Raw genomic sequence first — 13273 nt, forward strand, 5'->3', positions numbered from 1 at the left:
CTCTCCACGAAGCGGCCCGGGGGGAGCCGCTCCTCCCCGCGCCCGGCTTTCACCAGGGCGCGAACTTCGTCAAACGACTACGGATTGGCGCAAGGCTTGATGGGCTTCGGGCACTGCATGTCCGGGCCCGGGTAGCAGCAGAGGTCGTCCTGGTCTCGCGGCAGCACCATCCACCGCGGCCGCGCGGCGCTCACCTGTCGCAGGTGACCGACGATGTCGAAGGTGGCCGCGTGCAGGAAGCGGCACTGCTGCGCGCGGTTCGCGTCCGGGTCGTCCTCGCGGCAGTTCACCACGAGGTCCGGAACCGCGTCCTTCGTCACCAGGTTGATGCGGGTGTTCGCGTTCGTGCCCACCTGGCACGTCACGGCGCCGGTGGACTCGTCCTGCGCGCTGGCCCACATGACGAACTGGGTGTCCGACAGCGTCTGCGTGAGCAGGGTGCGCGCCGCCAGCGGCGTATTCTGGGTGTCGGGCAGGATGCCGCCGCCGAAGCGCAGGAGCGCGGCCTTGTCACACCAGATGTGGACCTTGCGGCCCGGGGTGAGCTCCTTGGTGCTGGCCCACGTGGTGGTGTCCGGATTGCCGTCCACCTGCGCGGTGACGCGCTCGATGCGTCCCGGCACGGAGCCGTCCAGGCCCGCCTCGGGCGCACCGGAGGGATTCATCTCCACCACGAACTGGCCGAAGGTGTCGTACGTGTTCTTCTCGCTGCAGATCTTCCCGGCGAACGGGCCCATGCCCAGGGTGCAGTTGATGTTGCACTGGCGCTCCGGCAGGTCCGGATCCGCCGGGTTGTCCGTGCCACCGCAGGAGCCCCAGGTGCCCGCGCGCGTGTCCGGGCAGAAGAAGGGCACCGTGCCGTTGCCGTTGGCGTCGCAGCTGTGGATGACCTCGGGGAAGCGCACGCGGCGGATCTTCACCAGCGAGGACTCCAGGCCCTCCATCTTGTAGTTGCCGTAGCTGTAACCGCACAGCGGGTCGGTGATGTACAGCGAGGCGCTGTAGCCGCACAGCCGGCCGTTGATCTCCACCGGCGGGGCCAGGTTCAGGTACTTGTTCCACTCGCTCTGCGGCAGCAGGCGGACGCGCTCGCGCACCGTCCACGACGGGAAGGTGAGCTGCGTGGTGGCGGTGAACTCCTGCACCGAGCCGGCGACCGTCCAGAGCAGGTCGCCCGGGTCCAACCCCTCGGGGAAGGAGTAGTTGTAGATGTAGAGCGAGTTGAAGCGGCCCGGGAAGTAGCCGCTCGGCTCGGCCGTCTGGGTGTTGGCGCCCTGGATGGTGCCTTCCTTCACGCGGCAGGCCGTCAGGTCCGTCACGAAGAAGCCGCCCGGGTCCAGGCCCGTCACCAGCAGCGTCACCGGCTGGCCGTTGTTCGGGTCACCCACCTCGGGGCAGTTCTGGCGCAGCACGGCCCCGGACTCGGGGGCGCGGCCGATGCGCATGTACGTGCCGTTGTACGCGGTGAGCTGGTCGCCGTTCTGGGGCGTCTGCACCGTGGACAGGGTGGGCTCCTCGAACAGGAGCGACTTGGACAGGCCCGTGGCGTAGCTGCGCGTCGCCGGCTCCTGCGGCAGATCACCCGCGGCCACCTCGCCCTCGGCGTAGTCCACCTCGGGCGGCTCGTCCTCCACCCACACGTGCAGCTCGCCGTACAGCTGCGAGGCGCGCACGGTGCCGGTGCCCTTGCCGTTGGTGAGGTTCGCCCAGCGGTAGGTGTACGCGCCGGTGAGGTTGCCCGGGACGACGCGGAAGGACACCGGGCCGTTGAAGGACTCCAGCGGCTGGCCCTTCACGTCGATGGCGGTGATGTCCAGGTCGATGTCCACCGCGCTGCGCGGGATGATGTAGCGGCAGTCCGCGGTGCCACGGACCTCCGCGGGCACCTGCGCCTGAGAGCCGTAGCGGGTGGCGCACTCGTTCACCACCGTCAGCGCCGCGCGAGGCGTGGTGTTGGCGACGTAGAGGCCCTTGACCTGCACATCGAAGGTGCCGACGCCCTGGGGCTGCACGGCGTCCTCGGTGTAGCAGCCGGCCAGGGCGAAGGCCGACAGGAGCATGAGTCTCTTCATCACTTCACCCTCCGGCCGATCCGGCCGTCTTCCACCGCGTCCGCGACGGACATGGACGTGGGGTTCTCACAGAAGGAGCGCAGCTCCGGCGTCACGGTGCCGCAGATGGGGTTGCCGCCCGCCAGCACGTCGCGGCAGCTGCAGCGGCCCGTGTAGGGGCCCGCCGGTACCTGGCACTGCGCCTGGATGGTGTCCGGCGTCAGGTCCGCCACGCCGCAGCGCGTGGCCGCGTCCGCGGGGAAGGAGAGCAGGTCCTGGCACTTGCAGCTGCCCACCGTGCGGTCCAGCGCGGTCTTGAAGTCCTTCGCCGCGCGGCAGAAGCCGAGCACCTGCTCGGCCACCGTCCACTGGCCGTTGATGAGGGTGCCGCAGCGGGCGCCCGACTTGGACGTCGGCTTGCCGTCGAGGATGTCCTCGCAGGTGCAGAAGCCCTGCATGTAGCCGATGAGCGAGTCGCGCAGGGAGATGCCCGTTTCGATGCGCGTGGTGTTGCGCTTGAGCACGTTGAAGCCCGAGCCGCCCTTGGCGATGTAGTCGTTGACGGCGATCTTGTACGTGCCGTTGGGGTCCAGCGCCTTGCTGTTGATCTGGATGTCCGTGCCCGGGTTGGCGTAGCACCGGCCCTCTCCGGCGGCGGAAGACTCATCCTCGAGGCACTGCCAGGCGGCATGACCCGTGCGGTTCTCCGTGGGGCAGTCCGTGGCGTTCTTCGCCGTCTCGCAGGGGATGCGCAGGTCGTTCAGCTGCACCTGGGCGCAGTCCATGGTGAAGCGCGCGCCGGAAATCTGTGCCTGGCTGACGCAGCCGCGCTCGGCGGAGCGCTCGGCCACGAAGTTGAACATCTCCTGCATCTCGTTGCCGGAGAGGTACATGATGTTGATGGTGTTCTCGAAGGGGAACACGTTGAACATCGACTCCTGCGTCACCACGCCGGCATAGAGGTTGTCGCGGATGCCCAGCGAGTTGGTGAGCGCCATCTCCGCCTCGACGCGGCGGCGCTTGCGCATGGAGTCCGCGGCCACGTTGCCCAGCGGCGAGTCACCGCCCGAGGAGTTGTTGCGGCGCTGCACGTCGCGCGGGGCGTAGGAGAAGATGTTGGTCAGCTGCAGCTTGAAGTCCATGCCCAGGATGTAGGGCTGGAGCAGCTGCGTCGTGTCCCGGTCCTCCTGGTTGCGGCACGCCTGGATCGCGGCGCGCACGTCCGGGTTCTGGATGAACTGACCCTCCGTCCAGAAGATGCTCGAGTCGTACCGGTAGCGGCGCATGGCGTCGTTGCACCAGAGCGCGTCCAGCGGGAAGACGCGGTAGTCCTGGCTGAGCACCTCGGCGCCCTCACCCTGGCCGGCGACCTCCGGCATCTTCACCACCAGCTCCAGCCGGCCCACGTACTTGGAGAAGGCGCCCGAGTGCGCGAGCACCACCTTGCGGCCGCTGGGGTCCACGAGCAGCTGCGGCGGGTTGAGCACCACGTGCAGGTGGCCGCCCAGCACCACGTCCACGCCGGACACGCCGGGGATGAGCACGCGCACCACCGACTTCTCGTCACCCTCGGGGCCGAACCACTCCAGCACCTGCCACGGGCTCTTGGCGCGCTGGATGAAGGACTTCGCGCGGCCGTACTCGTAATAGGCCTCGTAGCCCTGGATGACGTCCTGGTCCTCGGTGAGGCCCAGGTGGCTGACGATGACGACGAGGTCCGTCACCGGGCGCAGCAGCTCCACGTAGGCGCGCACCACCTCGTTCTGCTCCAGCGGGGTGACCTGCAGGCTGTTGCCACCCTCGACGATGGAGTTGAGCGAGGAGATGTTGGCCATGCCGATGACACCGACCCGCACGCCCTTGACGTTGCGGATGGTGTACGGCTCGGTCTCGAGCCCCGCCTGGTTGCTGCCCACCGCGCGCCAGTCGTTCCACATGTAGTTGGCGGCCAGCAGCGGGAAGGTCGCGTTGTCCCGCGCGCGCTGGACGAAGTTGAGCGCGCCCGCGTCGAACTCGTGGTTGCCCACCACCGCCGCGTCCAGGCGGGTCTGCGAGAGGAACTTGAATTCCACCTCGCCGGTGTTGATGTTGAAGATGGGCGCGCCCTGGAAGCAGTCACCCGAGTCCAGGTGGATGACCCGGTCGCCCTTCTCCCGCTCGCGCTTGAGGAGCGCCGCCATGCGCGTCGCGCCACCGAAGGGACCGGCCTCCGGGATGAGTCCCAGGTCCTGGTCCGTCTTCAGCGGGGCGAAGTCATAGGGGATGAGGCGCGAGTGGATGTCGGAGGTATGCAGGAGAGTGAGACGCACCTCCTGCCCCGCGAGGTTGTAATCCTGGCCTTCCACCACCGGCATACACGAAGCCGTAGCCAGGGCACAGGAGAGGCCGAGCAGGACGCGACGCATCAAGAGAGATTCCGTGTTTCAGGGGGAGGACAACGCTAAAGCCGGCGCACCGTACGGGATCATGCTCTGTCCGGCAAGCAACGCAGGCATCACATTCCTTCTCCATCACCATCGCGGTCCTACTCCCCAGGAGAGCAGGCAGACATGAAGCCCGGTCATTCCAGTGTGACTGACATCGAGATCATCGAGGATTTCTCGTCCACGGCGCGCTGCGACGAGGGCTTCTTGCGAGTGCGGCGGCTGCGCTGCCGCAACCGGCGCGCGGACGGCTCGTCGTCTTCCGTGTACCGGGTGGACGTGGTGGACCGGCCCCGGCTGGACGCCGTCGCGGTGCTCGTCTTCCGACGCGGCGCGTCGGGTGCTCCCGAGGCCTCCGGGGCCGCCGGGTCGCCCGGTTCCATCGAAGTGCTGACGCGGATGAACCTGCGGCCCGCGGCGTACTTCCGGAAGGACAACCGGGGGGCCATGACGGTGCCGGACCCGGCGGCGGGGTACCTGCGCGTGGAGGAGATCGTCGCGGGGCTGTTGGAGCCGGAGGACAAGGGCGAGGAGGGCCTGAGGCGGCGCGCGGCGGAGGAGGTGCGCGAGGAGGCGGGCTACGCGGTGAAGCCCGAGGACATCCACCTGCTGGGCGGCGCCTTCTTCCTCGCGCCGGGCATCCTCTCGGAGAAGGTGTTCCCCGCGGCCGTGGACGTGACGGGCCTGGAGCCGGTGGATCCGGAGGGGGACGGCACGCCGCTGGAGGAGGGCACGCAGCTGCACTGGCGGCCGCTCACGGAGGTGCTGGAGGCGTGCCGGCGCGGTGACATCCCGGATGCGAAGACGGAGGTGGCGCTGACGCGGCTGCTTGCCCGCCAGGCCTGAGACGCGGGGCGTGCGGCGACGAAACGCGGCGCCGGGTTCCTCCGGGCCGCGGACCGGGGTAGGGTGCGCGGCGTCGAGTCACCCACTGCCGAGGTCGCTGCATGTCGTCGCTGCCCCCCTGGCTGGCCCAGCTGCTGCCCATCCTCATCCTGCTGGGGGCCATCGCCCTCGTCCTGGCGCGCCTGCCCAAGGTGGAGCTGGGGCACACGGACGCGTTCCGGCGCCGCCGCTTCTACAACTGGTTCCCGCTGGGGATGACGTACGCGTTCCTCTACATGGGGCGCTACAACGTCAACGTGGCCACCAGCGCGCTGGGCAGCCGCACCACCAACGCGGACTTCGGCACCATCTTCTTCTGGGGCACGCTGGTCTACGGCTTCGCCTTCCTCCTCAACGGCCCGCTGACGGACCGGCTCGGGGGACGGAAGACCATCCTGATGTCGGCGGCCGGCTCTTCGGTGGCCAACGTCGCCATGGGCGCGGTGGTGTACGCGGTGGTGACGCAGGACTGGCAGCCGCCCGGCGGCCTCGTCGCGACGCTGTCGTTCCTCTACGCCGTCAACATGTACTTCCAGAGCTTCGGCGCGGTCTCCATCGTCAAGGTGAACGCGTCCTGGTTCCACGTGCGCGAGCGCGGCCAGCTGGGCGGCGTCTTCGGCATCCTCATCTCGCTGGGCGTCTACTTCGCCTACGACTGGAGCCGGCTCGTCGTGCAGGCGGCGCCGGTGTACTGGGTGTTCTTCGTGCCCGCCGCCATCCTCGCGGCCTTCCTGGTGCTGGACTTCTTCGTCATCCGTGACACGCCCGGCCAGACGGGTCATCCGGACTTCGACACCGCGGACGCGTCCTCCGGGGACACCGGCGCTCCGCTGGGCGTGTGGCCCGTCTTCAAGCGGATGATGAGCAACCCCACCATCATCGTCATCCTCTGCATCGAGTTCTGCAGCGGCTTCATGCGCAACGCCATCATGCAGTGGTACCCCAAGTTCGCGAAGGCCACCGGCATCGGTGAGGCCTTCGTGGCGGCCAACTGGGGCATGCTGCTGTGCGTGGCCGGCATCACCGGCGGCATGTTCGCCGGCGTCATCAGCGACCGCGTCTTCGACTCGCGCCGCGGCCCCGTCTCCGCGGTGCTCTACGCGGGCATGTCCCTGGGCGCGGTGGCCACCCTGTTCCTCCTGGACAGCGTGGCCCTGGGGTGGACGGTCATCTTCATGTCCCTGTGCGTCATCGGCGTGCACGGCATGCTGTCCGGCACGGCCAGCATGGACTTCGGCGGCAAGAAGAACGCGGGCCTCGCCGTGGGCATCATCGACGGCGCCGTGTACGCGGGCACCGCCCTCCAGTCGATTCTGCTGGGCTCCATCCTCCCCGCGGGCGACCTGGCGAAGACTCCGGGCAACTGGGGCAACTGGCCGCTGGCCATGCTCCCGCTGTCGTTCCTGGGACTGGTGCTGGCCAGCCGGGTGTGGAACGCCAAGCCCCAGCCGAAGGGGGCCTCGCTGCCCACCGCGGCGCCCATTCCGTCGCCTTCCGACGCCGCCCCGGCCTCGCGGACCGGCACCGGAGGGTAACTCGTTCGTGCTTCAACGGACGTGTCACGCCCGGGTCACTCCCGCGTGACAGGGAGGTAACGTAGAGTGCGGGTGTGTCCCAGGCACCCGCATCCTTGCAGAGCCGCTTCGAGGTCCATGACCGGAAGCAGTTCGAGATAAAGCTCGAGTACCAGCCCACCGGCACGGAGGAGACGCGCTACGTCGTCGAGGCGTACCTCTTCCTGCCCGGCAGCCTCAACATCGACGCGGAGACATACCCGCGCGCCGACTTCTACGCGGACATCCACAACTACGTGCGCTTCAAGACGCCGGTGATGGCGGTGGAGGAGCTGCTGTCGTCGGATGCCTCGCCGCTGGTGCGGCTGGAGGCATGGCTGCGCACGGGCATGGGCACCGAGAGCGACGTCGTCTACCAGGCGAAGCTGCTGTCGTGCGTGCTGCGCGGGGCGCTGCGCCGCTTCGCCATTGGCGTGGAGTCGCGCTGCGAGGGCACGGGCGGGCTGCCGGCGGACGCCTGCGCGATGCTGGAGGCGGACATCCTCGCCATGCAGTCCGGCGTCACGCGGGTGCTGGAGCGCTTCCGCGCGTGGCTGCGCTCGGCGGGAGAGTTGCGGCTGCAGGAGCGCCCGCGGGCGGCGCTGCGGCTGGTGGACGAGTACGTCAGCCTGCTCGTGGAGGGCGGCTTCCGGCGCTCGGTGGCGGACATGAAGGCGCTGCCGCGCGCGGAGCCGTGGGTGGGGCTGCGCAAGGGGCTGATGGAGGCGGTGCTGCGCGAGGAGGCCTACCGGAAGGAGCACCGGCTGCGCAGCGTGCTGAGCCCCACGGGGGACAACGAGGAGTACATCCAGCGGTTGGGCTTCCTGAAGAAGTTCTGCATGAACGTGCTCTTCCTGTCCTCGAAGCGGAAGCAGAAGCGGCAGGGCTTCGAGGAGATGCTCTTCGCGTTCGCTGCGGGCGTGGCGATGACGTTCGCCACCGCGGTGGCCTTCTGGGCGCAGGCGCGCTTCGCGCAGGCGAGCCTCAACTTCTTCCTCATCCTCGTCGTCGGCTACATGGTGAAGGACCGCATCAAGGAAGGCCTGCGGAAGATGCTCAGCCGCGTGGCGGCCACGCACCTGGCGGACCGGACGGCGGACCTGGTGGACCCCGTCACCGGGCGCGCGATTGGGACGTGCGAGGAGCGGGTGGACTACGGCCCGTCCCTGAAGGTACCGCCGGCCGTGTCCGCGCTGCGCCACCGCGACGACTTCCTCACCGCGTCCCAGGGCGAGCTGTCCGAGACGGTCATCCGCTACCGCAAGCACATCGACCTGGACGCGCGCCTGATGCCGCGCACGGAGCGGGGCCTGACGGGTGTCACAGACATCCTCCGGCTCAACGTGGAGCGCTTCCTGCGCGACATGGACGAGCCGGAATTGGCGCTGGAGTACGTGGACCTGGCGGACCTGTCCGTGGGGCACATCCGCGGCGCCAAGCGCTACCCGGTGGACGTGGTGTTCCGCTTCACGGTGGAAGAAGAAGAAACGGACCGGCGCGAGGAGACGACGCAGTTCGTCCGGCTGGTGCTGGACCGCAACGGAATCCAGCGCATGCAGCGCTTCCCGGAGCCCTCGGCTCCTGGGACGCCCTCCGGCACCGTGCCCTGGCAGTCGGCCGCCTGAGCGGCACGGTTTCGGCGGCGCCCTCGCGCGGGCGCGGGTAATGTCCCCCGCGCTCATGGCCTACGACGACTTCAAGAAACGCATCCGCGACGACTGGCGGGACACCCTGCGGGGTATCCTGACGCGCGCCCGCTCGCTCGGTCCCCGGGCGGTGCTGGCGTTCGACCTGGACTCCACCCTCTTCGACAACCGGCCCCGGCAGGCCCGCATCCTCCGCGAGTTCGGCGCCACTCGCTCGCTCTCCGCCCTGGCCGTCTGCGCGCCCCACCACTGGGTGACGGGCTGGGACATGCGCGAGGCCATGCGGGCCTGCGGCCTGGAGGACGCCCAGGTGGAGGCCCACTTCCCGGAGGCCCGCCGCTTCTGGGTGGAGCGCTTCTTCACCAGCGACTACTGCGCTGACGACGTGGCGATTGAAGGCGCGGCCGCCTTCACCCACGCCGTGGTGGCGACGGGCGCGCTGCTCGTCTACGTCACCGGCCGGCACGAGGGCATGCGCCACGGCTCTGTCTCCTGCATGCGCCAGCACGGGCTGGCCATTCCGGACGAGCAGCAGGTCCACCTCTTCATGAAGCCCACGCTCCAGGAGGACGACGACGCCTTCAAGCGGGAGGCCCACGCGAAGCTGGGCCGGCTGGGCAGCGTGGTGGCCGCCTTCGACAACGAGCCCACCCACGCCAATGACTACCGGCGCAAGTTCCCCGAGGCCACCGTCATCCATCTGGCCACGGACCATTCAGGCCGTCCGGTGGAGTTGTTGGAGGGCGTCGTCTCCGTCCCGCACTTCGCACTCGATTCGTGACGCACCGCGCCTGAAAGACAGGCGTGGCACAGAACGGTTTGTAGCGCTTTGAAGTCCCCCTGCCGCGCGCTATGAGGCGCTCGGCGTCCGCCGTCCCGCAAGACTCGGGGACGGCCTGCATGGAGGCACCCGCGGTGGCCAGCCCGTACTCGAAGGAACAGCTGTTGACGATGTACCGGAAGATGTACCTCATCCGTCGCTTCGAGGAGCGCGCGGGTCAGCAGTACACGCTGGGGAAGATCGCCGGCTTCTGCCACCTCTACATCGGCCAGGAGGCCGTGGCGGTGGGCCCCATCGAAGCCATCCGTCCTGACGACTACATGCTGAGCGCGTACCGCGACCACGGCCAGCCGCTGGCCCGCGGCGCCGACGCGGGCATGGTGATGGCGGAGCTGTTCGGCCGCGGCACCGGCTACAGCAAGGGCAAGGGCGGCTCGATGCACATCTTCGACATCGAGCACCACTTCTATGGCGGCTACGGCATCGTCGGCGGGCAGATTCCGCTCGCCGCGGGCATGGCCTTCGCCAGCCGCTACCGCAACGAGGACCGCGTCACGGTCTGCTACTTCGGCGACGCGGCGGCCAACCAGGGCGCCTTCCACGAGACGCTCAACATGGCGTCCAAGTGGAAGCTGCCGGTCATCTACATCTGCGAGAACAACCGCTACGGCATGGGCACGGCCATCTCCCGCACCTCCGCGGTGCCGGAAATCTACAAGCGCGCCAGCGCCTACGACATGCGCGGCGAGCCGGTGGACGGCATGGACTGCCTGAAGATGTACGAGGCGGTGAAGGACGCCGCCGCGTGGTGCCGCGCGGGCAAGGGCCCGGTGCTGCTGGAGGCCAACACCTACCGCTTCCGCGGCCACTCCATGGCGGACCCCGCCACCTACCGCAGCAAGACGGAGGTGGAGGAGGAGCGCACCAAGAACGACCCCATCCCCAAGCTGCGCGCGTACGCCCTCAAGAACAAGCTGGGCGCCGACGCCGACTTCGAGGCGATTGAAGAGGACGTGAAGGCGCAGGTGGACGCGGCGGTGAAGTTCGCGGACGAGTCCCCGGAGCCCAGCGTCGAAGAGCTGTGGCGGGACACCATCGTGGACGAGGGCGAGCAGGACGTGCGCCCCCGCGAGCGCGTGCTGGGCGTGAAGGTGACGAACTGGCCGAAGTACCCGAGCGGCCAGGAGCTGAAGGTGACGTGGGACCTCGAGCCCCGCGAGCAGGCCGAGCAGGCTGACAAGAAGGCGGGCCTGAGCCGCTAACGCGCCAAGAGCCCCTCCACCCAACCCTTTTTCGATTCCCTTCGGAGCTGACGATGCCCGAGTTGATGTACCGCGAGGCGCTGAACCAGGCGCTCGCCGAGGAGATGGAGCGCGACGCCAACGTCTTCCTGATTGGCGAGGAGGTGGGCCGCTACAACGGCGCCTTCAAGGTGTCGCAGGGCCTGCTGGACAAGTTCGGGAGCGCGCGCATCATCGACGCGCCCATCTCCGAGCTGGGCTTCACCGGCATGAGCGTGGGCGCCGCCATGGTGGGCCTGCGCCCCGTGGTGGAGATGATGACCTGGAACTTCGCCATTCTGGCGATGGACCAGATCGTCAACAACGCGGCCAAGCTGCGGCACATGTCCGGCGGCCAGCTGCGCTGCCCGATTGTCTTCCGCGGCCCCGGTGGCGCCGGCGGCCGGCTGTCCAGCCAGCACAGCCAGGCGCTCGAGGCCAACTACGCGCACTTCCCGGGCCTGAAGGTGATTGCCCCGGCGACGCCCGCGGACGCCAAGGGCATGCTCAAGGCGGCCATCCGGGACGAGAACCCGGTCATCATGTTCGAGGGCGAGCGCCTGTACGCCCTCAAGGGTGAGGTGCCCGAGGGCGAGCACGTGGTGCCGCTGGGCAAGGCGGACGTCAAGCGCGAGGGCACGGACGTCACCATCATCACCTGGAGCCGCATGTATTACTTCTGCATGGAGGCGGCCGAGCAGCTGGCGCAGGAGGGCATCTCCGCGGAGGTGCTGGACCTGCGCACGCTCCGGCCGCTGGACGAGGAGGCCATCCTCGCCAGCGTGCGCAAGACGAACCGGGTGATCATCGTCGAGGAGGGCTGGGCGCTGGCGGGCGTGGGCGCCTCGGTGGTGGACATCATCCAGTCGAAGGCGTTCGACGACCTGGACGCGCCGGTGGAGCGCGTGACGGGTCTCGACGTGAACATGTCCTACGCGGCGAATCTCGAGAACGCGACCCAGCCGGACGCGACCAAGATCATCGCCGCGGTGAAGAAGGTGCTGTACCGCGAGGGAGCCTGAACGCGTATGGCCACACCCATCCAGATGCCCAGCCTTTCCCCCACGATGAAGGAGGGAAAGATCGTCAAGTGGCTCAAGAAGGTGGGCGACAAGGTCTCCTCCGGCGAGGCTGTCGCCGAGGTGGAGACGGACAAGTCCAACCTCGAGATTGAAGCCTTCGACGACGGCTACCTCCTGCAGATTGTCGTCGGCGAGAACCAGTCGGCCGCCGTGGGCGCGCCCATCGCCTTCCTCGGCGCCAAGGGCGAGAAGGTGGAGGCCGGCAAGGCCGCCGCCGCTCCCGCCGCGAAGCCCGTGGAGGCCCCGGTCGCCGCGAAGGCTCCGGCCGCCCAGCCTCCTGCCCCACCGCCCGCCGCCAGTGGTGGTGCGAATCGCATCCCCGTGGTGATGCCGAGCCTCTCCCCGACGATGAAGGAGGGGAAGATCGTCAAGTGGATGAAGAAGGTGGGCGACAAGGTCTCCTCCGGCGACGCCATCGCCGAGCTGGAGACGGACAAGTCCAACCTCGAAATCGAGGCCTACGACGACGGCACGCTGGCCGAAATCGTCGTGGGTGAGAACCAGATGGCCGCCGTGGGCGCGCCCATCGCGTACCTCACCGGCAAGGGCGCCAAGGCGGCCCCGGCTGCTCCGGCCCCGAAGCCGGCGGCGACCGCGGCTCCGTCCGCTCCAGCGCCCGCCGCGCCCCAGGCTCCGGCCGGGGGCCCGGTGGCGCCGCCGCGCCGCGAGGAGCCGGCCCCGGCCGGTGGACGGCGCCTGCGCGCCAGCCCCCTGGCGAAGAAGATTGCCCGCGAGCGCGGCCTGGACATCAACCAGGTGCACGGCTCCGGTCCCTCGGGTCGCATCGTGAAGCGCGACATCGAGGAGGCGCTGGCGAAGGGCGTGGCGGCTCCGGCGGCCGCGGCGAAGAAGGCCCCGGCGCCCGGCGCGCGTCCGGCGGCGGGTGTCCGGCCCGAGCCGACCGTGGTGCCCCTCACGTCCATGCGCAAGGTCATCGCGCAGCGGATGTCGGAGGTGAAGCCCGGCGTCCCGCACTTCTACCTCACCATCGAGGTGGACATGGACGCCGCGGTGAAGGTCCGCGAAGAGGCGAAGGCGATGGAGCTCAAGGTCTCCGTCAACGACCTCATCGTGAAGGCCGTGGCCATGGCGGTGCGCCGCTACCCGAAGATCAACGTGTCGCTCCAGGGCGACCAGGTGGTCCAGTTCAACACCGTGGACGTGGGCATCGCCGTGGCGCTGGAGGAGGGGCTCATCACGCCCATCCTCCGCGACGCGGACCAGAAGGGCCTGCAGGCCATTGCCACCGAGGTGCGTGAGCTGGCCGAGCGCGCCCGCAAGCGCGCCCTCAAGCCGGACGAGTACACGGGCGGCTCCATCACCGTCAGCAACCTGGGCATGTACGGCATCGACCAGTTCGTCGCCGTCATCAACCCGCCGCAGGCCTCCATCCTCGCGGTGGGCGCGGTGGCCGACAAGGCGGTGGTCATCAACGGGCAGCTCGCGGTGCGCAAGATGATGACGGCCACGCTGTCGTGTGACCACCGCGTCATCGACGGCGCCATCGGCGCGGAGTTCCTGCGCGAGCTGCGCGGCCTCCTGGAGCACCCCACGCGGCTGCTCTTCTAGGTC

The 13273-nt window shown here is 69.1% G+C and carries 9 protein-coding genes; 7 read left to right on the forward strand and 2 right to left on the reverse strand.

The window, feature by feature from the left end; genetic code table 11:
• Positions 1–77: 77 nt before the first annotated feature.
• Together G4D86_RS27045 and G4D86_RS27050 are read right to left on the reverse strand one after the other, a co-directional pair.
• Positions 78–2072, reverse strand: a complete 1995-nt coding sequence (locus G4D86_RS27045; protein WP_163996928.1) for a single stranded DNA-binding domain-containing protein — start codon at positions 2070–2072, stop codon at positions 78–80.
• Entirely contained in the window at positions 2072–4456 is a 2385-nt protein-coding gene (locus tag G4D86_RS27050; protein ID WP_163997041.1) for a bifunctional metallophosphatase/5'-nucleotidase, read from the reverse strand. Before G4D86_RS27050 ends, G4D86_RS27045 begins: the two co-directional genes overlap by 1 nt.
• Before the next feature lie 144 nt (positions 4457–4600).
• Between G4D86_RS27050 and G4D86_RS27055 the strand changes: the two genes are divergently transcribed.
• From G4D86_RS27055 to G4D86_RS27085, 7 genes are all read left to right on the forward strand, one after another.
• Complete coding sequence (locus G4D86_RS27055; protein WP_163996929.1) at positions 4601–5320, forward strand: NUDIX hydrolase; 720 nt, start codon at positions 4601–4603, stop codon at positions 5318–5320.
• A gap of 101 nt (positions 5321–5421) precedes the next feature.
• Complete coding sequence (locus tag G4D86_RS27060) at positions 5422–6894, forward strand: MFS transporter (protein WP_163996930.1); 1473 nt, start codon at positions 5422–5424, stop codon at positions 6892–6894.
• 74 nt (positions 6895–6968) lie between these two features.
• Entirely contained in the window at positions 6969–8537 is a 1569-nt protein-coding gene (locus G4D86_RS27065; RefSeq protein WP_163996931.1) for a hypothetical protein, read from the forward strand.
• Positions 8538–8577: 40 nt separating this feature from the next.
• Positions 8578–9339: an HAD family hydrolase gene (locus tag G4D86_RS27070; protein ID WP_240360491.1), complete on the forward strand. Its 762-nt coding sequence runs from the start codon at positions 8578–8580 to the stop codon at positions 9337–9339.
• A 134-nt stretch (positions 9340–9473) separates the two neighbouring features.
• A complete protein-coding gene (gene pdhA, locus G4D86_RS27075) occupies positions 9474–10601 on the forward strand; it encodes a pyruvate dehydrogenase (acetyl-transferring) E1 component subunit alpha (protein ID WP_163997043.1) in 1128 nt (375 codons plus the stop codon).
• 47 nt (positions 10602–10648) lie between these two features.
• Positions 10649–11641 carry a pyruvate dehydrogenase complex E1 component subunit beta gene (locus tag G4D86_RS27080; RefSeq protein WP_275899151.1) on the forward strand — a complete coding sequence of 331 codons (993 nt, stop codon included), beginning with the start codon at positions 10649–10651 and terminating at the stop codon, positions 11639–11641.
• Between the two features lie 6 nt (positions 11642–11647).
• Entirely contained in the window at positions 11648–13270 is a 1623-nt protein-coding gene (locus tag G4D86_RS27085; protein WP_163996933.1) for a pyruvate dehydrogenase complex dihydrolipoamide acetyltransferase, read from the forward strand.
• The last annotated feature ends 3 nt before the right edge of the window (positions 13271–13273 follow it).

It is taken from the genome of Pyxidicoccus caerfyrddinensis (genome assembly GCF_010894405.1).
Classification (GTDB): domain Bacteria; phylum Myxococcota; class Myxococcia; order Myxococcales; family Myxococcaceae; genus Myxococcus; species Myxococcus caerfyrddinensis.